Genomic DNA, 23,240 nt, shown 5'->3' with positions numbered 1-23,240 from the left:
CGTCCGACGGTAACCGGCCGTCGGGTCATCCGCGACCGGCTCGCCGCGAACCACACACCGAACTAGAACACGTTATAGTTCACCTCGCTGGGATCTCTTCACTCGGGAAGGTGGACGCAACGGTGCGGACCTGGGACTCTTCGGCCGATGTGGTGGTGGTCGGATACGGCGGCGCGGGTGTCGCGGCGGCGCTGGCCGCGCGGGAGTCGGGCGCCGACGTGCTCGCCCTGGACCGCTACCTGGGCGGCGGGGCGACCGCGCTGTCCGGCGGAATCGTGTACGCGGGCGGTGGCACCTGGGTGCAGCGCGCGGCCGGGGTCGAGGACGACGTGGAGAACATGCTCGCGTATCTGCGCGCCGAGGTCGGCGACACCGTGAGCGAGCGGACACTGCGCAAGTTCTGCGAGGAGTCGCCCGCACTGATCGATTGGCTGACCGGGCACGGGGTGCCGTTCCAGCCGTCGCTGTGCCCTTTCAAGACCTCGTACCCCACCGACGACTACTACCTGTACTACTCGGGCAGCGAAAACTCCGGCGGCTTCCGGGAATTGGCGCGGCCGCGGCAGCGCGGGCATCGGGCGCACGGACGCGGGGTGTCCGGCACGAAGCTGTTCGGTCCGCTCGCCGAGTCGGCGGCGAAGCACGGAGTGCGCGTTCAAACCGGTACCCGGGCAACGCGACTCGTGGTCGAGGACGGCCGGGTCGTCGGCATCGAGGCGACCACGATCAGCGGCGCGCCCGCGGCGGTGCAGCGCAGGTTCGCCGCGCTGGCCCGGATATCGGCGAAACCCGGTGTGTATCACCAGGGTCTGCGCAAGGCGGTGCAGGCCCTGCTGGCCCGCATCGAGCGGCGCTACGGGACGCCGGTGCGCATCCAGGCGCGGTCGGGGGTCATCCTCACCACCGGTGGCTTCATCGCCAATGGCGCGATGGTCGCCGAGCACGCACCCGACTATCCGTGGGCCGAGGGGCTGCCGCTGGGCACCGCCGGTGACGACGGCAGCGGCATCGCCATGGCCCAGGCGGCGGGCGCGGCCACCGGTCGTATGGACGCACTTTCCACCTGGCGTTTCATCGCCCCGCCGAGCGCCTACTTCGGCTCGATCGCCGTGGATGCCAACGGGCAGCGCATGATCGACGAGTCCCGCTACGGCGCGGCCCTGGGCGCGGCCATCGCCGCCGGTCCGGGGCATCGGGCCTGGCTGCTGGTCGATGCGCGGCTGGCCGCCGAGGCGCGCCGCCAGATCGGTGAGCAGTCGGTGTGGTTCCAGCGCATGCAGGCCGAGCTGCTGCTGCGGTTCGGCAGCGTGACCGGCCGGACCGTCGAGGAGGTCGCGGCCCGGGCCGGTATCGACCCGGCGGCCCTGCGCAAGACCGTGGACGCGCACAATCGCGCCATCGAGCAGCAGCTGCCCGACCCCATGGGCAAGCCCGACGACATCCGCCGCCCGTTGCACACGGGACCCTTTGCGCTGCTGGACATCTCGTTCAAGTCCCGGCTGACCTACCCGATGCCCATGCTCACCCTGGGCGGGCTGCTGGTGGACGAGGAGACCGGCGCGGTCCGCACCGAATCCGGCGCGGCCATCCCGGGTCTGTTCGCGGCGGGCCGGGCCGCGGTCGGGGTGTGCTCGAACTCGTACGTGAGCGGCCTGTCCCTGGCCGACTGCGTCTTCTCGGGGCGTCGCGCCGGTACCCACAGCGTGGAGCCGGCGGCCACGCACTGACCCCGGCGGCCGGGGGCGGCTTCAGTCGGTGGTGCGCGCTCCGAGTTCGAAGGTGTGCAACAGATCCGCCGCGACGCTCACCGCGATCACGGCCGGTTCCTTCCCGGTGATATCGGCCAGCCCGATGGGAGTCTTGATGCGGCCCAGGGCTTCCGGCGAATGGCCGCCCTCGGTGGTGAGCCGCTTCCGGAACCGCGCCCACTTGGCCGGGGATCCGATCAGGCCGATGGTGCCGAGGTCGTCGGCGCGCAGGGCGGCGTCGCAGAGGGCGGCGTCCTCGGCGTGATCGTGGGTCATGATCAGGATGTGGGTGCCGGGCGGCAGCCGGTCGAGGACCTGCTCCGGCAGCAGCGGCGTGTGGTGCGTCTGGACGCGCGCGATGGCGTCGTCCAGCGGCGCGAGCCGTTCCCCGGAGAGCACCTCGGGCCGGGAGTCGATCAGGTGCAGGTCGACATCCTGACGGGCCAGGATGCGGGCCAGTTCCAGCCCGACATGACCGACCCCGAAGATGGCCACGGCCGGGCGCACCGGCAGCGGCTCGAGCAACACGGTCACCGTGCCGCCGCAACATTGGACGCCGTGCTGACCGACAACCTTGTCGTTGAGGGCGAATTCCATCAGCTCGGGTTCGGCGTGCGGTTTCGCGATCAGCTCGCGGGCGCGCTCGACCGCGACGGCCTCGACATTGCCACCGCCGATCGAACCCCAGATATCGGACTGTCCCACCACCATTTTCGCGCCCGCCCGCCGCGGTGCGTGGCCGCGCACGGACGCCACCGTCACCAGGACGCCGGGTTCCCGCCGGTCGCGCAGTCGCGCGACCGCGGTCACCCAGGTCATGTCACGCACGGGCGGAAACGCTTTCCTCGGTGGCGAATTCGCGGGCGTGCCGGGCCGCGTCGAGGGCCCAGTACACCGCCTCCGGCGTGGCGGGCGCGCCCAGCTCGACGCTCACCCCGTCCGGTCCGAAGGCCGCGGCAGCCTGGCGCAGCGCCTCGCGCACCGAGAACGCCAGCATGAGCGGCGGCTCCCCCACCGCCTTGGACCCGTACACCACGCCCTCCTCGTGCGCGTGCTGCAGCAGGGTGACATTGAAGACCTCGGGCATCTCCGAGAAGCTGGGCAGCTTGTAGGTGCTCGCCGCCTGGGTGAGCAGCCGCCCGCGGCCGGGTCCGTCACCGGTGTCCCAGCGGATGTCCTCCAGCGTCAGCCAGCCCGCACCCTGGACGAAACCGCCCTCGATCTGGCCGATGTCGATGAGCGGGGACAGGCTGTCGCCGACATCGTGGACGATGTCGACGCGGCGGATGTGGTACGCGCCGGTGAAGCCGTCCACCTCCACCTCGGCGGCGGCCGCGCCGTAGGCGAAGTACTTGAACGGCGAGCCGTGCATGGTCTTCGCGTCCCAGTGCAGGCCCTCGGTGCGGTAGAAACCGGCCGCCGACAACTGAACTCGCTGCAGATAGGCCGTCCGGCACAGGTCGTTCCATTCGACGACCGCGTCCCCGGGGCCCAGGGCGCGGGCGACACCGTCGGCGATGCGGACATCGGAGGCATTGACCCCCAGCCGGGCCGCCGCCACCTGCAGCAGGCGATCGCGCAACTGCTCGCAGGCGTTCTTGATGGCCGCGCCGTTCAGGTCGGCCCCCGAACTCGCCGCGGTCGCGGAGGTGTTGGGCACCTTGTCCGTTCGCGTCGGCGCGAGCCGCACCCTGTCCAGTGGGATGCCCAGCGTGGTGGCCGCCACCTGCAGCATCTTGGTGTGCAAGCCCTGCCCCATCTCGGTGCCGCCGTGATTGATCAGCACCGACCCGTCCTTGTAGATCAGCACCAGCGCCCCGGCCTGGTTGAAGGACGTCATATTGAACGAGATGCCGAACTTGACGCCGGTGACGGCCAGCCCGCGCTTCACGTGCGGATGCGTCGCGTTGAAGGCCGCGATCTCCCGTGTGCGCGTGGCGATCTCACCGCGTTCGAGCACCTGGTCCCAGGTGGCGGTGATGCGCTCGGGGTGGCGCACCAGCTGCCCGTAGGGCGTGGATTGCCCGGCGCGGTAGAAGTTCCGGCGGCGCAGCTCCATCGGGTCCAGGCCGAGCAGCGGCGCGCACCGGCCCAGTAGGTCCTCCAGGACGAGCATGCCCTGCGGACCGCCGAAGCCCCGGAAGGCGGTATTGGAGGGCTTGTTGGTCTTGGCGATGCGACCGTTGAAGCGCGCGTTGGGAATCCAGTAGAGGTTGTCGATGTGGCAGAGCGCGCGGGCGAGCACCGGCTCCGAGAGGTCCAGGCTCCAGCCGCCGTCCGAGGTCAGGGTGGTGTCCAGGGCCTGAATGTGCCCGTCGGCGTCGAATCCGACCCGCCACTGCGCGTGGAATCCGTGCCGCTTGCCGGACATGGTCAGGTCCTGGGTCCGGTTGAGCCGCAACCGGACCGGACGCCCGGTGAGGGTCGCGCCGAGCGCCGCGATGGCCGCGAAGCCGTGCGGCTGCATCTCCTTGCCGCCGAATCCGCCGCCCATGCGCAGGCATTGCACGGTGACCTCGTGATTGTGCAGCCCGAGTACGTGGGCCACGATCTCCTGGGTCTCCGACGGATGCTGGGTGCTGGACTGCACGAACACCTGTCCGCCCTCGTCGACATGCGCCAGGGCGGCATGGGTTTCGAGGTAGAAGTGTTCTTGATCGGAGAAGTGGATTTCACCGGTGAACACGTGCGCCGAGGCCGCGAACCCGGTTTCCAGGTCGCCGCGCCGCACCTGGGGATGCGCGCCCTGGAAGCTGCCGGCCGCCACGGCTTCCTCGATCGTGATCAGCGAGGGCAGCGGCTCCACCTCCACCTCGACCGCCGCCGCGCCCAGCCGCGCGGCCTCCAGGGTCTCGGCCAGCACCCAGCAGACGGCGTGGCCGTGGAAGCAGACCTCGTCGGGGAACAGCGGCTCGTCGTGCTTGACGCCGGCATCGTTGATGCCGGGCACGTCCGCGGCGGTGAGCACCCGCACCACGCCGGGCACTCGCAGCGCGGGCGCGGTGTGCAGGGCGGTGATACGCGCGTGCGCGTGCGACACCTGCACCGGATACGCATGCAACACATCCTTGGTGCGGTACACCAGGTCGTCGGTGTAGAGCGCGGCCCCGGTGACGTGCTGGGCGGCGCTCTCGTGCGGCAGCGCCACACCCACCACGGGGTTCTCGGGTCGTTGCGACAGGTGGCTCATGACAGCGCCCCCGCGGGTTCGGTGGTGTCGGCGAACAGTTTGCGCAGGCTCTCCCCGAGCATGGCGCTGCGATACCGCGCGCTGGCGCGGTGATCGTCGAGCGGCGTGCCCTCGTCCCGCAGCACCTGTGCGGCCTCGATCACGGTCGATTCGGTCCAGGGCCGGCCCGCGAGGGCCGCCTCGGTGTCGTAGGCCCGCACCGGGGTGGCGGCCACACCACCCAGCCCGATGCGCGCGGTGCGTACCAGACCGTCCTCGATGTCGAGCGCGAAAGCCACTGCGACGCTGGAGATGTCGTCGAATCGGCGCTTGGCGATCTTGTGGAAGGCGGTCACCGGCGCCAGCGGCAGCGGGATCCGGACGGACTTGATGAGCTCGTCCGGCCGCCGCACCGAGCACCGGTAGCCGGTGAAGTAGTCGGCCAGCGCGACCTCGCGCTCACCGTCTGCATCGGCCAGCACGACCGACGCCGCCAGCGCCAGCAGCACCGGCGGCGCGTCGCCGATGGGCGAGCCGGTGCCGAGGTTGCCGCCCAGGGTGGCCGCATTGCGGATGAGCCGGGAGGCGAACTGCGGGAACAACTCCGACAGCAGTGGCACCCGTCCGGACAGCCGGCGTTCGATCTCGGTGAGGGTGAGCGCCGCGCCCAGCTCGATCCGGTCCGCGCCGATGGTCAGCTCACGCAGTTCGGGCAACTGATCGACGGCCAGCGTGTACTCTGCCCGCCGATCGCGGAGGTTCACCTCGACGCCCAGGTCGGTGCTGCCCGCCACCACCGTGGCGTCCTGGTGCTCGCGCAGCAGCCGGAGCGCGTCGGCGAGGGTCGCGGGCCGGACGAAACGCTGCCCGCCGGAACTGAAGTCGGTCGCCACCGGTTCCGGCGGGTCGGAGGCGAGCCGCCGGGCCAGTTCGTCATCGGCCGCGGGCGCGCCGACCGCGAAGGCGGCATCGCGGATGGGCCGGTAGCCGGTGCACCGGCACAGATTGCCACTGAGCGCGTGCAGATCGAAGCCATTGGGCCCGGTCTCGGCACGGGTGCAGTCGGGTGCGATCTCGTCGAGCGCCCGCCGATCCGGCCGGTAGTACTCGGCGGCCATGCTGCACACGAATCCCGGAGTGCAGTAACCACATTGCGATCCGCCGCGCACCGCCATCTCGCGCTGCACCGGATGCAGCCGCGCGGGGCCGCCCAGGCCCTCGGCGGTGACGATCTCCTGCCCGTCCAGCGCGACGGCGGGCACCAGGCAGGCATTGATCGCCACCCATTCGGTCGGCTCGGCCACTCCCGGCCGGGCCACCAGCACCGAACACGCGCCGCATTCGCCTTCCGCGCAACCCTCCTTGCACCCCGTGAGCCCGAGCTCCCGGAGAAAGTCCAGCAGAGAGGTATGCGGTGCGGCGGGAGAAATCGTCGTGGTCTTCCCGTTGACCGTCATGAAAATTGCCATTGCAGGCTGCCTTCTACATCGAGTGCACTATCCAGTGTTCGCGGATTAATTCCGCTCGTCGAGAAAGCGGACCTCAGCAGCCGTGCGCCACGCGGCCGGGCACCCACACCGTGCGGTGGGCGAGACGACGCAGGTCGGAATTGGTGGACATCCGGTCGCCTCCTGCCTGTGACCACGGGTTACGAGGCACCGAACCTACGTCGCGGCACGATATTCGGTCAACACGAAGGGCCGCGGACCGTGGGATTCTGTAGGAAAATACGAAGGCGGCCGGGAGGCGCGCCGAACCGGCTGGACAATCGAACAATCTGCTGCGGGAGAGGTATTTCCTGCGCCATCATTCGGGTCGTGGTCGCGGCCTGTTCCGGCCGTTGTTCACGCGTTCCAGGAGGCATCATGCAAATGCGCTTTTCGCGCCCCTCCCGTAAACCCGATATCGGCGTCGTCCGGCCCCGGCATCCGGTCGACGAAATCCCGCCGCCCCCACGATTGGCGCTGCTGGGCCTGCAGCACCTGGCGATCATGTACGCGGGCGCGGTCGCGGTGCCGCTGCTCGTCGGCGGAGCGCTGAAATTACCGGCCCACACCATCGGCCTGCTGGTGAACGCCGATCTGCTGGTCTCCGGCATCGTCACCATCATCCAGTCGGTCGGCATCGGCCGGATTCTCGGTGTCCGGCTGCCGGTGGTCGCGGGCGCGACCTTCACCGTGGTCTCGCCCATGATCCTGATCGCGCAGCAGTTCGGCGGCGGCGAGGCCGGGCTGCCCACCGTCTACGGCGCGATCCTGGTGTCGGGCGTGTTCGGTCTGGTCATCGCCCGCTTCTTCGCCAAGGTGGTGCGGTTCTTCCCGCCGCTGGTGTCGGGCTGCGTGATCTGTGTGATCGGGCTGTCGCTGATCGGCGCGGACGCCGGGCTGATCGCCGGCGACGACCCGAAAGCGGCCGACTACGGCCAGATTTCGCATATTGCGCTTGCCGGTCTGGTCATCGGGCTGATCGTGGTGATCCACCGTTTCGCCCGCGGGCTGATCGCCCAGCTGGCCGTGCTGATCAGTGTCGCGATCGGCACGCTGGTGGCGGTGCCCATGCACCTGGTCGACATGTCGGCGGTCGGGTCCTCGGGCTGGTTCGCGATCTCGCGGCCGTTCATCTTCGGCGCGCCCGAGTTCCATCTCGGCGCGATCATCTCCATGTGCGTGGTCATGCTGGTGACCTTCACCGAGTCCACCGCCGATATGGTCGCCGTCGCCGAAATGGTCGACAAGCAGCTCGAGCCCGCGGATCTGGGACGCGGCCTGGCCGCCGACGGACTCTCCGCGGTGCTGGCCGGATTCATGAACTCCTTCCCCGACACCGCCTTCGCCGAGAATGTCGGGCTGGTCGGGCTGACCGGCGTGCGCAGCCGCTGGGTGGTCGCGGCCTGCGGCGGCATGCTGGTGGCGCTGGGGCTGGTGCCCAAGGTCGGCAGTGTGGTCGCGGCACTGCCGGGTCCGGTGATCGGCGGCGCGGCCACGGTCATGTTCGCCATGGTCACCGCGGTCGGGCTGCGAGTGCTGCACAAGGTCCAGTTCGAGGGCACCAGCAATATGCTGATCATCGCGGTCACGCTGTCGGTGGCACTGCTGCCGGCGGTGGCCCCGAACATCTACACCAAGTTCCCGGCCGACTTCCAGATGATCGCGGGCAGCCCGATCACCTCGGCCGTGATCGTGGTCTTCGTGCTCAATCTGCTCTTCAATCACTGGGGTGCGAGCAAGACCGGAACACCGGTGAACGAGGCGCACTGACCGATCACACCGGTTCCACTGCACCGCTGGGCAACTCGGCTTCCGCCGGGTCCGCCCGGCGGGCATAGCACTGGGCCAGGGCCGCACAGGTGAAGAGCTGGATCTGGTGGAAGATCATGAGCGGCAACACGATCAGGCCGACCGGATGCCCGGCGAAGAGCACCGATGCCATGGGCAGGCCGGTGGCGAGGCTCTTCTTGGAACCGCAGAAGGTCAGCACGATGCGGTCCGCGCGGGAGAAGCCGAGCAGGCGGCCACCCAGCGAGGTGAGCGCCAGCACGGTGGCCAGCAGGGCGGCACATACCAGCGCCGTGGACACCAGCACCCGGGCCGACAGATCGTGCCAGATGCCCGCTGTCACACCGGCACTGAACGCCGCGTAGACGACCAGGTAGACCGAGCCGCGGTCCACCGTCTTGGTGGCGGCCGGATGGCTCAGCACCCAGCCCAGGCGGGGGCGCAGCAGCTGCCCGGCCAGGAAAGGCAGCAGCAGCTGGACCACGATGGTGAGCACCGCCGACGGTGAAACATGCACGCCCGCCGTGGTGTTCATGCAGGCCATCACGAGCAGCGGCGTCGCGAAGACGCCGATCAGATTCGACAGCGAGGCGCTCACCACCGCGCCCGCCACATTGCCCCGGGCCATCGAGGTGAAGGCGACGGAGGACTGCACCGTCGAGGGCACCAGGCACAGGAACAGCACACCGGTGTAGAGGTCCGGGGTGAGCACGCTCGGCACCAGCACCCGCAGGGCCAGGCCCAGCAGCGGGAAGATCACGAAAGTGGCTGCCAGCACTCCGGAGTGGAGTCGCCAGTGCCGTAGTCCGGCCAGGGCCTCACGGGGTTCCAGGCGGGCGCCGTAGAGCAGGAACAGCACCGCGATGGCGATCTTGGTGGCCCAGTCCAGTACCTCGGCCGCGTCGCCGCGCGCGGGCAGCAGGGCGGCCAGCGCCACGGTGGCGAGGATGCCCAGCATGAAGGAGTCGATGCGGAGTTTGGCGAGGAGCTGCACATTTCGACGGTAGGAGCGCGGATGCTGATCGCGATAGTCGTTCGATCCGATATCTCTCATCGCGATACGCGATAATTACCCGCATGTTCGAACCCGAACTGCTACGCACCTTCCTGGCCGTGGAGCGGGCCGGCGGCTTCACCGCCGCGGGCCGTGAGCTGGGCCTGCGCCAGTCCACCGTGAGCGGCCATATCGCCCGGTTGGAACAGGCCGCCGGGCGGGAGCTGTTCCGCCGCGACACCCGCAATCTGGCGCTCACCGCCGACGGCGCGGCCATGATCGGCTTCGCCCGCGCGATCCTCGACGCGCAGGCCCAGGCCCAGGCCTACTTCTCCGGTTCCGCCCTCACCGGCCTGGTCCGGCTGGGCGCGTCCGACGATGTGATGGCCCGCGCGCTCCCGGACATCCTGGTGGAGTTCCAGCGCACCCACCCGGGCGTGGATCTCGAGCTCACCGTCGGCCTGAGCGAGACCCTCAAATCCCGTATGGCCGCAGGCGAACTCGACCTGGTCTTCGGCAAGCGGCTGCCGGGAGAGCGGCACGGCACCCTGCTGTGGCGGGACCGGCTGGCGTGGGCAGGGCGTTCGGCCACAACGGAATTCGAGGATCCTGTGCCCTTGGTCACCTATCCGGAGCCGAGCCTGACCCGGCAGCAGGCATTGCGCGCGCTCGAGCACGCGGGCCGCACCTGCCGGGTCGCGTGTGTCAGCGACAGCCTGCTCGGACTGCGGGCGGCGGCCCTGGCCGGGCTCGGGGTGATCGCGCACGCGGCGGGTGTGCTGCCCGATGGGCTGGTCCCGCTCACCGACCCCCGGCTACCCGAATTGGGGGAACTGGATTTCGTTCTCATGCACCGCCGCACCCGCCTCGCGGATCCCGAGCAGGCGCTGGCCGACGCCATCATCGCCAATGCGCGCCGCCTATCACTCCAGACCACGCGGTCGGGCATGTGACCGCACCGCCCGCCGTGGACGGTAGGGTGCTGAGAATCCGAATTCGCGCTACGCAGAGCGCGGATCGGCCGGCCGATGGCCGGCAGCGTCAAGGCGGGCGGGCTGAAGCGTTCGTGTTCAGCATCTCTCGAGCCCGGCAGCGTGTATCGCACATCCGAGGTGGGTCTGGTGTTGATCGGTGCAAGGACGAACGACAGTGCTGTCATTGCGGATTCCGGTGGGCCACCGCCGGTATGGAGCAGAACGACGCTGATCGTGCTGGCCTTCGGTGCGGTGCTGTCGCTCGTGCTGATCTTCACGACCGTGGATCCGTGGCTGGACCAGGTGGGTTTTCTGGCGGGTGGCTTCGACGTCCACGTGTACCGGGACGGCGCGTGGAAGATCTACCACGACCATCCGCTCTACACCGAGACGACGCATCGCGGCCTGTCCTTCACCTACACGCCGTTCTCCACGCTGATGTTCCTGCCGATCCTGATGGTGCCGTGGGGTTACGTCACGAATTCCTGGCTGGCACTGAACATTTGCGTGCTCTACGGCTGTGTCCTGTTGTGCTGGCGCGTACTCGGCCACCGCCTCACCTGGCGGCTCGCCGGGATCAGTGCTCTGCTGGCCGCGACGGTCATGTTCCTGGAGCCGGTGCGCACCACGCTGTACTACGGCCAGATCAACCTCGTCCTGATGGCGCTGATCCTGTGGGATTTCTCGCGCCCGGAGGGCAGCCGATTGCGCGGCATGGGCGTCGGGCTGGCCGCGGGCATCAAACTGGTGCCGCTGTATTTCGTGGCGCAGTTCCTGGTGCTGCGGCAGTGGCGGGCGGCCGTGGTGGCCGCGACCACCTTCGTCATGACGATCCTGGTCGCCGGCGCCGTCCTCCCGTCCGATTCGAAGCAGTACTGGACCAGGACGTTCTTCCAGTCCGACCGCATCGCCCCCGACATTCAGCCGGCCAATCAGTCACTGCGGGGCACGATCGCCCATCTCTCGGGCCATCAGGTGCCGCAGTGGCTGTGGCTGCTGATCGCAGTCCCGGTCGCGGTCGGCGGACTGCTGCTCGCGGCGGCGCTCTACAGCCGCGGTGAGAAGCTGCTCACCGTGACCACCGCGGGCCTGACCTCGTGCGCGGTCTCCCCGTTCTCCTGGAACCACCACTGGGTCTGGTTCCTGCCGCTGTTCGTCTACCTGGTCAACCGTGCCGCGTCGGAACCGCATTGGTGGTCGGCGGCCGGCTTCCTCTACCTGACCACCGGCGCCTGGGCCTACCACTGGTCCGATCGCTGGGTGGTGGTCGGCTGGTTCCTGTTCCCGCCGTCCTGGCCGATCTCGCAGATCCTGCTGAACTGCTATGTCATCGTCTACGTGGTCATCCTGGGCGGCCTGATCGCCCGCCTCCGGCGCTCCCCCGATCGCGGATAGACAATCCGACCGGTCGGCTATTTGGCCGCATCCGTTATGGAAGAGTTGCCGGGGGTATATCCGAATCAGGCCGGGGATGGGAATCCCTCTCGCGCATACCTTTCGCGAGCGATGACCGAGGAGGACGCCATGAAGGAGCCGGTGTGCATCGATTGCTGGCGGCGTGACAACCTCACCTTCGCCCAGCGGTTGGATCCCGCCTTCATCAAGCCGGGGCCGAAGTACCGGTGCGCCATGCACCGGGCGCAGTGCGAGGCGGACGGAAGGGGACCGGACCACACGGAGCGCACCGACCGCGCCGCCTGACGAACCCGGACGCGGGGCGCGTCATGGCTTCTCGATGACGAGACCCGTTCGCGCGCTCCGCTTCTCACCCCACTCGTAGAGTGCGGTCAGCACCGGGACCAGGCTCCACCCCTCGTCGGTGAGGTCGTACTCCACCTGCGGCGGTACAGCGGGAAACACCGTGCGCCGCACCAAGCCGTCGGATTCCAACTCCCGCAACTGCTGAACCAGCATCTTCTCGCTGGTGTCCGGCATGAGCCGCCGCAACTCCCCGTATCGCCGCACCCCCTCCTTGAGGTGCGCCAGAATGACCGCCTTCCATTTGCCCCCGATCAGATCGACGGTCACCTCGACCGGGCAGTGGTAGCGCTTCGCCGGCATCTCGCCTCCGGTACTTACCGAAAAGTGCGTTCTTGTAACACTGTAATCATGGGACTTTCATGGATTCCCATGAAGGTCATTACATTCGATCGATTCAAGCCCGGCGTCACGCTGGAGACCATCACCCCGTATCTGCCCGAGGAGGTCGCCAATGTGTGGCGGCTGTGGAAGGCGGGCATCGTTCGGGAGAACTATGCCCGCGCCGACGAGCCGGGGGTGGTCATCGTGTTCGAGGTCGACAGTGTCGAGGAGGCGCAGCGGTACGTGAACGACTTCCCGCTCACCAAGAAGGGCTTCCTGGAGTGGACGTATGTGCCGGTCACGGCGCCGCTGCCGATCGAGGCGCTGATGGACGCCTCGGTGGATGTCGCGGAACCCTACGACCGCACCCGGTGAGGCCGTCATGCGACAAGCCTACGGCCTGACCATCCCGCAAACCGTCGAGGACGTCTGCCACCCGGAGCGCATGGCGCTGCTGATCTACGACATGCAGGTCGGCATCGTGGGGCAGCTGCCCGACGGCGAGAGCATCGTGAAGTCCTGTGTGCAGTTGCGGGATGCGGCGCGGGCGAACGGTTTCCGTGTCTTCTATACCCGGCACATGTCGATTCCTCCGGCGGCGGCGGGGATTTCGCAGTTGCGCACCGCCATGGAGTGGCAGCACGTGGACGATCCGGCCGAGGTGCGGGCCGCCTTCGCACAGGGCTCGCCGCAGTACCAGTTGGTGCCCGAGCTGTCCCCGGGTCCCGACGAGGTCGTCTTCGACAAGATCACCATGTCGGCGTTCGCCGGGACGCCACTCGATATCGCCCTGCGGGACTTGGGAATCGGCGCGTTCGCGGTGGCGGGCATCGCCATGGAGGTCGGCATCGAACCCACGGTGCGGCACGCCACCGACCTCGGCTACCTGCCCATCGTGGTGACCGACGCCTGCGGTGCGGGCCACGCCGAGGCGGCCGAACGCTCGCTGGCCGGACTGGCCTTCGCGGGCGGTTCCCGCACCACCCGCACCGATGCCCTCAGTGCGCTCATGAATCGCCGCTAGCGGGAAGAATCCCGGTGTAGGACAACGGGATCGCGGCCGGCCCGCGCAGCGTGACGTGTTCCCGGTACGGCGGACGCTCGCAGTCGAGCCGGGGTTCGCGCACGCGCCGCGCGAATCGGGTCAGGGCGATATCGGCCTCCAGCCGGGCCAGCGGTGCGCCCAGGCAGAAGTGCTGGCCGAGACCGAAGGCCAGGTGCCGGTTCTCGCGGGCCGGGTCGAACCGGCCGGGCTCCGCGAAGACCTCCGGATCTCGGTTGGCGGCGGCGAGCAGCATGACGATCATGTCGCCCGCCGCGATCTCGATGCCCGGCAAGGCAATCGGGTCGCGGGCGATGCGCGGAACCAGTTGCACCGGCGGGTCGTAGCGCAGGGTCTCCTCGATCACCGGCGCCGCGAAGGCCCCCGCGGTGCGCAGGATGGCCAGGTGATGCCGGTGGCCCAGCAGGGCCAGGGTGGCGTTGGCGATGAGGTTGACGGTGGTCTCGTGGCCGGCGATGAGTAGCAGCCCGCAGGTGGCGATCAGCTCCTCGTGAGTCAGCGCATCACCGGACTCCTCGGCCCTGATGAGCGCGGACAGCAGATCATCGCTGGGCCGCCGCCGCCGTTCTCGCGCCAATTGTTCGAAGTAGTCGTGCAATTCGTTGTTGGCGCGCACCAACTCGACCGGATCGGGGCGACCGGTGGTCGACTTCCCCGAAACCGGGTCGAGGGTGCGCGCCAGCATGCTCGACCACTGCCGCAAACGGGGTTCGTCCTCGAGGGGCACGCCGAGCAACTCACAGATCACCGTGATCGGCAGCGGATACGCCAGATCCGCCACCACATCCAGCCGCCCGCGCTCGGCGGCCCGGTCGAGGGCGCCGTCCGCGATCGCGGTGATGCGCGGGGTCATCCCCCGCACCACCGCCGGCGTGAACGCCTTGGCCACCAGCCGCCGCAACCGCGTGTGATCGGGCGCGTCCCGGAACAGGAACGAGTTGGTTCCCGTCAGTTCCGCCGCCCGCTCGCCCGCCAGGTCGTGGGTGGGGGTCGGGCCCAGCGGCAGTGACGCGTGCCGCCGCTCCACTACCGCGGCCGGATGCCGCAGCACGGCCGCGCAGTCCCGATAGGAGGTGAGGACCACCACCGGCCCGCCGCCGAGCCGGACCGGCCCGTGCTCGCGCATTCGGTCGTAGAGCGGGTAGGGGTCGGCACGGTTGGCCGGGTCGAGCAGCCCGGCGAAAAAGCCCGGGGTGGCCGGGGAGGGTGCGGTAGTCACGGATATCGCCCGGGTCAGCCGTGCCGGATCGCGCGATGGGTGAAGGTGGGCGAGGTGCCGGGGTTGAGCAGCGCCCCGGTCAGCTCACTGGAGGGGAAGAACTGCAGGAAGCGCGAATCCTGCTGGGACACGTCCACGATGGTCTTCTCGATGACCAGCGAGTTGTACTGCTCGTAGGTGGTTTCGATGGTGTTCGCATTGAGCACCACCTCGTGCCCCCAGGACCGCGTGGAACCGGACAGGCCCGGGATCTTCGAGTGCTCCGGTGTGAGACATTCGGTGGCGATGGCGTTTTCGCTGATCGCCCAGATGCCGCTGTCGGTATTGAGCACCAGCGACTGATTGCCCATGGCATGGCCGGGTGTCGAGATCAACGCAACGCCAGGACCCAACAGCACGCTGCCGTCCAGCGGCAGGATCTTCTCCGGAGGCAGATCCACGAAGGTGCCCGGCTGGTACCAGGGCCGCTGGAACGGATGCAGGTCCGCCATGGCCTCGAGTTCTTCGCGCTGGGCGAGCAGCTTGGCGTTCGGGAAGGCCGCGGACACAGCCCGTTCCGGGCTGATGTCGGCCTGCGGCCGGGTGGTGCCGAGCCAGCGGCGCACGTCCTGGGTGTGCAGGTGATCGAAGGCGAGGTAGTCGACCTCGGCCGGGTCGACCCCGGCCGCGCGGCAGGCCGACAGGACATCGGTGTGCGCGGTGACGAACAGATTGCGCAGCGGCCCGGGCGTGTACCTCTGGAGCTCCGCGAAATACGGTGTGTAGGAGTCGAGTTCGTGATCACTGGGCTCGAACAGCAGCGTCCGCTTGGTGCCGTCGCTGTCGGTCCACCGCACGATCAGCATGCGATTGCTGATGGTGACGAACGGTGTCGGGCTGATCGCGGCCCGGAACAGCCCGTACCGGGTCGGGTATGGAAGCGAGATCAGGTCGTGGGTACGCACCGAATCCGGGCGCCCGCCGACGGCGAACTCACGCTTGAAATCCAGTGCGGCCGTGCGGCAGGCCCGCAGCCTTGCACCGTAGCCACCGGGCGCGGTGAGCGCCTTGTCGAAGGTGTCGATGCGGGCGAACGGCGCGGTGGTGGCCGGGCGCGGAATGGCGAGCGGCTCGGTGACGAGGCGTTCGGCGATGCTCATGGGAGCCTCCTGGAAATGCTGGTCGGGGACGCGGTGTCAGAGCACCCGAGGCCGCAGGTGACTGGCGGCGAACAGGGGGCTGAGCGGTCGCAGCGGGATCGGCGGGAGACCGGCGGCAAACAGGTCGACCCGGTGCAGTCTGGCCTCGATGACCCGGCCCAGACCCATTTGGTCGATTGGATCGCGTTCGGAGCCACCGAGTTCGAGGGTGAAGTCTTCCACCCGGCGGGCCTCGACGACCTCCTCGCGCGGGGTGAACCCGACCAGGAACGACGGGAACGCCACCCCCAGCAGGCCCATGACATTGCGGTGCGGGCGGCCCAGGAACGGCGGCGCGTTCTCGATGACCTCACCGAGTCGTCCACCCATGCTGACCAGTTTGGCACCGCGGCGGCCCGCCTCGGCACGGATCTCGGAATCGCCCAGCGTCCAGTCGATCTCGCCGAGCTTCTTGGGGTAACCGGCTCCCTCGCGGCCCAGGATCAGCGCGACGTCGTCGTCGAGGATCATCCACGGACAGTGGATCCCCGTGCCCTGCAAGGTCTTCACGTGCGCGAAGACCGCGGCCTCGTGATAGCCCTCGGTGCCGTAGTTGTAGTCCGGGAAGTAGGCGGTGAACACATCCGCGCGGGCCGGTTCGGCCAGGCGCAGCCCGGCGGGCAGCCACTGCTTCATCTTGTCGGGATCGACTTCGACAGTCGCGGAGAAGTAGCGAGCGTCGCGGTAGAAGCTGCCGCGCGGATTGGCGATCGACCACAGGCGATCGAGGTCCGCGCCGAGCGAGCGGCCCACGGTGCGGAGGGCCGGTTCCCAGTTCATGTCATTTGACCTTTCGATAGACGGCGCGCAGCACGGGACCGATGACCGCACGCGGGGTGTACTGGCCGCTCACGGTCTGCACCTTGGCGAAAACGCCCGGGACGACCCGGCGACGACCGGCGGCCATGCCCGCGATCGCCTCCTCGGCAGCCTGTTCCGCGCTCACCCACAGCGGCCCCGGAACCAGCTTGTCCAGGTTGGGGACCTCGGCGACTTCGGCGTATTCGGTGCGGACGGGACCTGGGGCGAGCAGCGTGCAGCTCAGGCCGGTCCCCGTCAGCTCGCTGTGCAGGGATTCGGCGAGGGTGTTGGCGAAGGCTTTGGTGGCGGCGTAGCCGGCATTGCCGGGGCCGGGCTGGTTTCCGGCGGTCGATCCGGTGATCAGAATCGCGCCCACACCGCGCTCCACCATGCCGGGCAGCACAGCCAGCGTGAGGTCGTGCACCGCAACAGCATTCAGCTCGACCTGCTGGCGCTCGCGCGTCCGGTTGGCATTGGCGAACTCACCGTAAGTGGCGAAGCCGGCGTTGTTGCAGAGCACGGCGATATCGCGGGCGTCGAGCTCCACGCACAGTTTGCCGCGCTGCTCGCGGTCGGACAGGTCGACGGCGCGGATCTCGGCCTCGACGCCGTAGCGATTCGACAGTGAGTCGGCCAGCTCCTTCAGCCGGTCCTCGCGACGGGCGACGAGGATCAGCGAATATCCGCGCCGGGCAAGACCTTCTGCCAGCGCGACGCCGATGCCCGAAGAGGCTCCGGTGACGACGGCCCGGCTGCTGGCGGTGGGTTCGGGAAGGCTCATGGCGTACTCCTCGGCGGTCAGAATTGGGTGAGCGCGCGGGCGGTCACGGTGATCCCGGCGGCGACCAGGGTGCGCACCGCGCCCGGGCCGCTCACCTGCTTCTCGCCCGCCGCGATGCGTCGGAAGTTGGCGGCGTGCCAGGCCAGCTGCAGATACGAATTGATCGGCGTGGCACCGGGAATCGGTAGGCGTGGCGCGGTCGGCAGCGCCACCGGCTCGCGAGTTCCGGCCAGCAGGTCGGCGGCGATGTCGGGCTGGACCGCGAACGGGCGGCCCAGGCCGATCACGTCGACCGCGCCGTGTGCCAGGACATCGTTCATGAAATCGAGGGTCCGCACGCCGCCGGTGAGCATGAGCGGCAACGCCGAACGCTGTCGCAGCTGCTCGGCGTAGCGCAGGAAGTACGCCTCATGTTCGCGGGTGCTGTCGGCGACCGCACCGGTCATGGCGGGGGTCTCGTAGTTGCCGCCCGACACCTCGAGCAGATCGATTCCGGCCTGCTCCAAGGCGAATGCGATTTCGAGAGACTCGGCCTCTTCCAGCCCCCTGCGCTGGAAGTCTGCCGAATTCAGCTTTACCGAGAGAATCGCGGTGGGCCCGATGGCCCTTCGCACGTCGGCCACCACCTCGAGCAACAGTCGCCGCCGGTTCTCCGGCGTCCCGCCGTACTCATCGGTGCGCTGATTGGCCAGCGGCGAGAGGAACTGCGACAGCAGATATCCGTGCGCGGCGTGCACCTGCACACCCGCGAAACCCGCGCGCACCGCCAGTTCCGCGGTCCGCGCACAGCGGCGGCGCAGATCGGCGAGGTCATCGAGCGAAAGGGCCCGCGGCCTGCGCAGATTGAAGCCGACCGCCTGTGGCCGCAGCGCCGACGGGCCGACCGGACGCCGGTGCAGCGGTCCCACCGCGACCCGCCCCGGATGGTTGATCTGCATGACCGTGACCGAGCCCTCGCGTGCGCCCGCCCGCGCCCAATTGCCGACGGCTTCGAGATGCCGGTCGTCCTCGAGGGTCACATTGCGGGGCTCGACGTAGGCGCGGCGATCGATCATCACATTGCCGGTGATGAGCAACCCCGCGCCGCCGCGCCCCCAGGCGCTGTACAGCCGGGTCAGCGTCTGGCTGGGCGCGCCGTCGAGCTCGCCGAGCTGTTCGCTCATGGCCGCCTTGGCAATCCGATTGGGCAGGGTGATGCCGCACGGCAGGGTGAGGGGGCTGTCGACGGCGACGGTGCGCGGCTTGCGGGTCTTGGCTGGCATGGGCGGGACTCCTGGTGTCGGGGAGGGAGTGTGGAGGTCAGGCGATATTGCGGGCGAGGGCGAGGATCGGGCGCAAGACCGCGCGCGGGAGGTCGCGGACCGCATTGGGCTGGGGCTCGGCCGCACTCGCGTCGTTCGCGAGGGTCGATCCGTTCGCCCCGGACGGTGCGGCCCCACCGGACAGCAGTGCGCGCAGCGTGGACAGCTGGGTCATGGTGCGCACCAGGAACCGGCCCCGCAGCGCCTCCCAACGCAATTCCGGTCCGCCCGCGAGGATTTCGCCCGACGGCTTCACGATGTGGGCGTAGAGGTCGCCGACCGGGGTGCGCATCCGCTGTTGCAGCAGTGCGGCCTCGGCGAGCAGGCGGGCGGAGTTCATGAGCAGCATGCCCGCGCCCGAGCGCGGGGCGACCAGTCCGGCGAAGCACAGATTGGCCAGGCCCGGTGCGAAGGTATGCGCCACCAGCCGCGGCTGGCCGCGCTCCCAGTCGAGCAGGCCGTCGCGCAGGAACGGGAAGGTGGTCTTGAATCCCGTCGCCCAGACGATGGTGTCGTAGGCACCGCTGGTGCCGTCGACGAAATACACGGTGCGCCCGTCGAATCGCTCGATCTCGGGGCGCACGGCGATGCGACCGTGCTTGAGGAAGTACGGCAGCTGCTGGTTGACCACCAGGTCCTGATCGAAGATGCGGTGTTCGGGCTTGGCCAGCCCGAAATTGCCGAAGCTGCCCATACCCAGCGCGACGATGGACCGGAAGACGGCCTCCTGCGCGACCTTCGGGATCGGCACCGAGCCGACATCGAACTTGCTGCTCGGAATGCCGAACACGTACTTCGGGATGAACCAGTAGCTGCGGCGCAGGGAGATCTCCGAATTGCCGAAGGTCACCGCGGCTTCCACGGCCAAATCGCAGCCGGAGTTGCCCGCGCCGACCACCAGGACACGCGGACCGTCCAGGTCGGCGGGCCGCTTGTAGTTCTTGGAATGGATCCGCTTGCCGGTGAATTCGCCCGGGTACGAAGGGATATTGACGTCCCAGTAGTGGCCGCTGGCGACGACGACTCCGGCGTACGCGCGCACCTCGCCGTTCGCGAGTACCACCCGCCACCCGGCCAGCCCGGTTTCGTCCTGCGGCGTGACATCGGCGACCGGGGCGTCGTATTCGATGCGGTGATCGAGCCCGAATTCGGCGGCGAAGGCGCGCAGGTAGTCCCGCATCTGCGCGGCGCTCGGGAAGTCCGGGTAGTCGGCGGGCATCGGGTAGTCCGGGTACTCGGTGACGTCCTTGGAGCTGATCAGGTACGTCGAGTCGTACACCCCGTGCGACCAGTTGCCGCCAATGGCGTCGGTGGCCTCGAGGTGGTCGTAGTCCAGACCGAGGTCGGTGTATGCCTTCGCGACCGCCAACCCGGTGTATCCCGCCCCGATGATGCAGTACCGACGCGCCATTGCGACCTCCCGATGAAAAGCTACAGTCTGTGTAGCTACAGTGAGTGTAGTATTTGCTCGGCGGTGCCGGTTGTCAAGACGGGCCCCTGATCAGAGAGGTGGACGGTGAGCATGACCGAGCGTCGAAACCGCGCTTACGCCCCGCGAATGGCACCCGAGCAGCGCCGGGAACAACTGCTCGACGCGGTGCTGCGCGTCATCGTCGAGCAGGGCATCCACAAGGTGTCCATCGACACCGTCGCTCGCGAGGCCGGGGTGAGCCGGCCGGTCATCTACGGCCTGTTCGAGGACTCCAATGCCCTGCTGCGCGCTTCCCTGGATCGCGAGGAGACCGCGGCCCTCATGCAGATGGCGACCGCCGTGCCGCTCGCGTCCACCGGCGACCCGGTCGCGGCCGTGACCGACAGCCTCGAGCACTTCCTGTCCGCCATTCAGGCCGCGCCCGATCGCTGGCGCGCGGTCTTCCTGCTGGTCGACGCCAGCACCCCGACGTTCCGTCAACGCCTGGAGAGCGGACGGCAGGCGTTCATCGCGGCACTGGAAGTCTTCGTGCGCGAGGCGATCCCGGCCGATCGGCTCGACACCGTGGACATCGAGCTCACCGCGCGAACCATGTACGCCCTGTTCTGGGAGGCGGGCCGCCTGGTTCTGGCCGATCCGGAAGCCTATCCACCCCAGCGCATCCGTGATTTCGCCGCGACATTGATCCCGGCGCTGCCCGCCTTCCGGAAGCCGGGTGACTGATCCGGCAACATCTGGGGGAACACCCGGATAGCCATTGATCCCGCCATTCGGGAGACTGGATGCTGTGAATCGTCTTTCGCCCGAACAGGTCCGCACCGACCGCGAGAGGCCGCGGTGACGGCGCTCGCCCGCGGGGAGAATCGGCCCGCGCCCGCTGATCTGATGACGGTCACCGTAACCTGCTCCGCCGCAGTCGATGTATCCGCGCTGCTCCTGGGCGCGAACGGGCGGGTGCGGTCGGACGGGGACTTCATCTTCTTCAACCAACCAGTCGGTCCCGGCGTGGTCTACCGGCACGGCCGCGGTGCCGGGGACATGGTGGACATCCAGACCTCCGCCCTGCCCGCCGACGTGGATCGGGTCGCCATCACCGCCAGCCTCGACGGCAGCGGGCCCGCCACCTTCGCCGCCGCCGGGACGCTCACCGCCGCCATCGGATCCCCTGCGGGCACACTGACTTTCCCGATGAACGGCCTGACCAGCGAGGCAGCCGTCGTCTGTGTCGAAATCTACCGCCGCGGCGACGCGTGGAAGGTGCGCGCGGTCGGCCAGGGCTACGACAACGGCCTGGCCGGACTGGCCGAGGCCTTCGGCGTGACCATCGACGACGACCCCGAACCGCCGGTGCAGGCCCAAACGGCACCCGCCCCTACGCTTCCGGCGCAGGGCCTCCCAGCGCAACCGGCCGCGCCGCCCCAGCCTGCGCAATATCCGCCGACACAACCCAACCCCGCCGCGCAGCCGATGCCGTTGCCGCCCACCCTGCCTGCCCAGCAATTCCAGCCGCCCGCCGCGCCGCAGCAGATGCCCATGGCCCCGCAGTCCTTCGCGCCGCCGTCCTATCCGCCCGCGGCCCCCGTCCCGAATCATTCCGCGCCACAAGGAGTTCCGTCCGTGCAGAGCGAGCTGTTCCATCCGAATCATGCCGAGGTCAGCGGCTACGGCATTCAGAAGCAGGGCGGCAAGATGATCCGGGTGGCGGTCGACGGGGAGACCCTCGCGCGGGCCGGATCGATGGTGGCCTATCAGGGCGATCTGCAGTTCAAGGCGCTCGGGTCGGGTGGGATCGGGCGGGCGATCCAGCAGCGGCTCACCGGTGAGGGCGTACCGCTCATGCAGGTGTCGGGGCGCGGGGATCTGTTCCTGGCCAATGCCGCCTCCGATGTGCACATCGTGGACCTGGACGGCACTGACGGCCTGACCATCAATGGCGCGAACGTGCTGGCCTTCGACTCCACGCTGTCCTACAAGATCCAAAGGGTCCAGGGCGCGGCCGGTTACGCCAGCAATGCGGGCTTCTTCAACTGCGTCTTCACCGGTCGCGGCCGGATCGCCATCACCACCCACGGCTCCCCCGTGGTCCTGAATGTCGACCAGCCGACCTATGCCGATCCGCAGGCCGCGGTGGCCTGGTCGTCCAGCCTGCAGACCGGCATCAAGCGCAATGACTCCTTCGGCTTCAGCCGCCTGATCGGCCGCAGCACCGGCGAGGGCCTGACCCTGTCGTTCTCGGGCCGCGGCTTCGTCATCGTGCAGCCCTCCGAGCTGCCGCCGGGCGGTTTCATCGGTGGGACCGGCGGCGGTCAGGAGGCCGGGCAGTCGGGCGGCATGTTCGGCGGCCTGCTCGGCTGACCCGCAGTTCACCGATCAGCTGTTAGGTTCGAGAGGCACGTCTCGTTCCGATGGAGGGGTTTTGCGCACACTCACCCGAATCCTGCTGATGCTGGTCACACTGGTCTCCGCGCTGGCCCTGGCGCCCTCCCAGGCCATGGCCATCCCCGCCGACCCGTCGCTCGACGAGGCCACCTCGCAGCAGCTGGACGTGCTGCTCGCCCTGCGCAACTCGATCACGGGCACCCGGACCGACGCGATCGCCCAGCTCTCCAGCCGCTTCCTCGGCACCCCCTACGGCGCGAACATGCTCATGGGCTCCGCCACCCAGCCCGAACAGCTGGTCATCGACTTCCGCCGCGTCGACTGCTTCACCTACCTCGACTACGTGGAAGCCCTGAGCCGCTCCACCACCCGCGCAGACTTCATCCAGAACCTGGTGGCCACCCGCTACGCCGACGGCCGGGTCGAATTCACCAGCCGCAAGCACTTCTTCACCGACTGGGCCGCCGTCAACCGCATCGCCGCCACCGACATCACCCCCACCCTCACCCCCGCCGCGGTCACCGTCACCAAGCACCTCAACGCGAAAGCCGATGGCGGCAACTATCTTCCGGGCATCCCGGTGGTGGACCGCGACATCACCTACATCCCCAGCGGCTCCTTCGACAACGCCGTCATCACCGCCCTCCACACCGGCGACTACCTCGGCGCCTACACCCCCGACGCCGGCCTCGACGTCTCCCACGTGGGCGTCTTCATCAGCACCCCGAACGGCCCGATGTTCCGCAACGCCTCCTCCCTGACCGCCGACAACCAGGTCGTCGACACCCCCTTGACCCAGTACCTCACCACGGTCCCGGGCCTGGTCGTGCTGCGCCCGAACTGA

Annotated in this window: 21 protein-coding genes; 10 read left to right on the top strand and 11 right to left on the bottom strand. The window is 68.9% G+C overall.

The window, feature by feature from the left end; translation table 11 throughout:
• The first annotated feature begins 110 nt into the window (after nucleotides 1–110).
• Nucleotides 111–1,727: an FAD-binding protein gene (locus ACQP1O_RS06930; RefSeq protein WP_433565038.1), complete on the top strand. Its 1,617-nt coding sequence runs from the start codon at nucleotides 111–113 to the stop codon at nucleotides 1,725–1,727.
• Nucleotides 1,728–1,748: 21 nt separating this feature from the next.
• Here the strand turns inward: ACQP1O_RS06930 and xdhC are convergent, their stop codons facing one another.
• The 3 genes from xdhC to ACQP1O_RS06915 are packed head-to-tail and all read right to left on the bottom strand — an operon-like array spanning nucleotide 1,749 to nucleotide 6,386.
• Nucleotides 1,749–2,567: a xanthine dehydrogenase accessory protein XdhC gene (gene xdhC / locus ACQP1O_RS06925; protein WP_433567601.1), complete on the bottom strand. Its 819-nt coding sequence runs from the start codon at nucleotides 2,565–2,567 to the stop codon at nucleotides 1,749–1,751.
• A 1-nt stretch (nucleotide 2,568) separates the two neighbouring features.
• Nucleotides 2,569–4,938 carry a xanthine dehydrogenase molybdopterin binding subunit gene (gene xdhB, locus ACQP1O_RS06920; RefSeq protein WP_433565037.1) on the bottom strand — a complete coding sequence of 790 codons (2,370 nt, stop codon included), beginning with the start codon at nucleotides 4,936–4,938 and terminating at the stop codon, nucleotides 2,569–2,571.
• Entirely contained in the window at nucleotides 4,935–6,386 is a 1,452-nt protein-coding gene (locus tag ACQP1O_RS06915) for a xanthine dehydrogenase small subunit (protein WP_433565036.1), read from the bottom strand. Before ACQP1O_RS06915 ends, xdhB begins: the two co-directional genes overlap by 4 nt.
• 396 nt (nucleotides 6,387–6,782) lie before the next feature.
• On the opposite strand from ACQP1O_RS06915, the gene ACQP1O_RS06910 reads away from it, so the two are divergent.
• Complete coding sequence (locus tag ACQP1O_RS06910; RefSeq protein WP_433565035.1) at nucleotides 6,783–8,174, top strand: nucleobase:cation symporter-2 family protein; 1,392 nt, start codon at nucleotides 6,783–6,785, stop codon at nucleotides 8,172–8,174.
• A gap of 4 nt (nucleotides 8,175–8,178) precedes the next feature.
• Here ACQP1O_RS06910 and ACQP1O_RS06905 read toward each other — a convergent pair whose 3' ends face one another.
• Nucleotides 8,179–9,186, bottom strand: coding sequence for a bile acid:sodium symporter family protein (locus ACQP1O_RS06905; protein ID WP_433567600.1), 1,008 nt, complete (start codon nucleotides 9,184–9,186; stop codon nucleotides 8,179–8,181).
• Between the two features lie 83 nt (nucleotides 9,187–9,269).
• Between ACQP1O_RS06905 and ACQP1O_RS06900 the strand changes: the two genes are divergently transcribed.
• The 3 genes from ACQP1O_RS06900 (at nucleotide 9,270) to ACQP1O_RS06890 (ending at nucleotide 11,861) form a co-directional block, all read left to right on the top strand.
• Nucleotides 9,270–10,139 carry a LysR family transcriptional regulator gene (locus ACQP1O_RS06900; RefSeq protein WP_433565034.1) on the top strand — a complete coding sequence of 290 codons (870 nt, stop codon included), beginning with the start codon at nucleotides 9,270–9,272 and terminating at the stop codon, nucleotides 10,137–10,139.
• 168 nt (nucleotides 10,140–10,307) lie between these two features.
• Nucleotides 10,308–11,555, top strand: coding sequence for a glycosyltransferase 87 family protein (locus tag ACQP1O_RS06895; protein ID WP_433565033.1), 1,248 nt, complete (start codon nucleotides 10,308–10,310; stop codon nucleotides 11,553–11,555).
• A 111-nt stretch (nucleotides 11,556–11,666) separates the two neighbouring features.
• Nucleotides 11,667–11,861, top strand: a complete 195-nt coding sequence (locus ACQP1O_RS06890; RefSeq protein ID WP_433565032.1) for a hypothetical protein — start codon at nucleotides 11,667–11,669, stop codon at nucleotides 11,859–11,861.
• Between the two features lie 21 nt (nucleotides 11,862–11,882).
• Here ACQP1O_RS06890 and ACQP1O_RS06885 read toward each other — a convergent pair whose 3' ends face one another.
• On the bottom strand, nucleotides 11,883–12,221 hold the full coding sequence (locus ACQP1O_RS06885; RefSeq protein WP_433565031.1) for a winged helix-turn-helix transcriptional regulator: 339 nt from the start codon (nucleotides 12,219–12,221) through the stop codon (nucleotides 11,883–11,885).
• A 69-nt stretch (nucleotides 12,222–12,290) separates the two neighbouring features.
• Between ACQP1O_RS06885 and ACQP1O_RS06880 the strand changes: the two genes are divergently transcribed.
• Together ACQP1O_RS06880 and ACQP1O_RS06875 are read left to right on the top strand one after the other, a co-directional pair.
• Nucleotides 12,291–12,617, top strand: coding sequence for a hypothetical protein (locus tag ACQP1O_RS06880; RefSeq protein ID WP_213557582.1), 327 nt, complete (start codon nucleotides 12,291–12,293; stop codon nucleotides 12,615–12,617).
• 7 nt (nucleotides 12,618–12,624) lie between these two features.
• Complete coding sequence (locus ACQP1O_RS06875; protein ID WP_433565030.1) at nucleotides 12,625–13,266, top strand: cysteine hydrolase family protein; 642 nt, start codon at nucleotides 12,625–12,627, stop codon at nucleotides 13,264–13,266.
• Here ACQP1O_RS06875 and ACQP1O_RS06870 read toward each other — a convergent pair.
• From ACQP1O_RS06870 to ACQP1O_RS06845, 6 genes are read right to left on the bottom strand one after another with little or no spacing between them, the layout of a single operon-like run.
• Nucleotides 13,250–14,524: a cytochrome P450 gene (locus ACQP1O_RS06870; RefSeq protein ID WP_433565029.1), complete on the bottom strand. Its 1,275-nt coding sequence runs from the start codon at nucleotides 14,522–14,524 to the stop codon at nucleotides 13,250–13,252. The genes ACQP1O_RS06875 and ACQP1O_RS06870 overlap by 17 nt on opposite strands.
• A 14-nt stretch (nucleotides 14,525–14,538) precedes the next feature.
• Nucleotides 14,539–15,663, bottom strand: a complete 1,125-nt coding sequence (locus tag ACQP1O_RS06865) for a hypothetical protein (protein ID WP_433565028.1) — start codon at nucleotides 15,661–15,663, stop codon at nucleotides 14,539–14,541.
• A gap of 36 nt (nucleotides 15,664–15,699) precedes the next feature.
• Nucleotides 15,700–16,482: an acetoacetate decarboxylase family protein gene (locus ACQP1O_RS06860; protein WP_433565027.1), complete on the bottom strand. Its 783-nt coding sequence runs from the start codon at nucleotides 16,480–16,482 to the stop codon at nucleotides 15,700–15,702.
• A gap of 1 nt (nucleotide 16,483) precedes the next feature.
• Entirely contained in the window at nucleotides 16,484–17,284 is an 801-nt protein-coding gene (locus ACQP1O_RS06855) for an SDR family NAD(P)-dependent oxidoreductase (RefSeq protein ID WP_433565026.1), read from the bottom strand.
• A gap of 17 nt (nucleotides 17,285–17,301) precedes the next feature.
• Entirely contained in the window at nucleotides 17,302–18,546 is a 1,245-nt protein-coding gene (locus tag ACQP1O_RS06850) for an NADH:flavin oxidoreductase/NADH oxidase family protein (protein ID WP_433565025.1), read from the bottom strand.
• Nucleotides 18,547–18,583: 37 nt separating this feature from the next.
• Entirely contained in the window at nucleotides 18,584–19,996 is a 1,413-nt protein-coding gene (locus ACQP1O_RS06845; protein WP_433565024.1) for a flavin-containing monooxygenase, read from the bottom strand.
• A 111-nt stretch (nucleotides 19,997–20,107) separates the two neighbouring features.
• Here ACQP1O_RS06845 and ACQP1O_RS06840 point away from each other — a divergent pair, with 111 nt between their 5' ends.
• The 3 genes from ACQP1O_RS06840 to ACQP1O_RS06830 all read left to right on the top strand — a co-directional run bounded on the left by ACQP1O_RS06840 (nucleotide 20,108) and on the right by ACQP1O_RS06830 (nucleotide 23,240).
• Nucleotides 20,108–20,740 (top strand): TetR/AcrR family transcriptional regulator, encoded by a 633-nt coding sequence (locus ACQP1O_RS06840; protein ID WP_433565023.1) that lies wholly within the window; start codon nucleotides 20,108–20,110, stop codon nucleotides 20,738–20,740.
• A gap of 162 nt (nucleotides 20,741–20,902) precedes the next feature.
• Nucleotides 20,903–22,372 (top strand): AIM24 family protein, encoded by a 1,470-nt coding sequence (locus ACQP1O_RS06835; RefSeq protein WP_433565022.1) that lies wholly within the window; start codon nucleotides 20,903–20,905, stop codon nucleotides 22,370–22,372.
• Between the two features lie 61 nt (nucleotides 22,373–22,433).
• Complete coding sequence (locus tag ACQP1O_RS06830; RefSeq protein WP_433565021.1) at nucleotides 22,434–23,240, top strand: DUF1460 domain-containing protein; 807 nt, start codon at nucleotides 22,434–22,436, stop codon at nucleotides 23,238–23,240.

It is taken from the genome of Nocardia sp. CA-151230 (assembly GCF_050942175.1).
Classification (GTDB): Bacteria; Actinomycetota; Actinomycetes; order Mycobacteriales; family Mycobacteriaceae; genus Nocardia.
The sequence above is the reverse complement of the archived record's forward strand: the minus strand, read 5'-3'. Positions and strand labels throughout refer to the sequence as shown.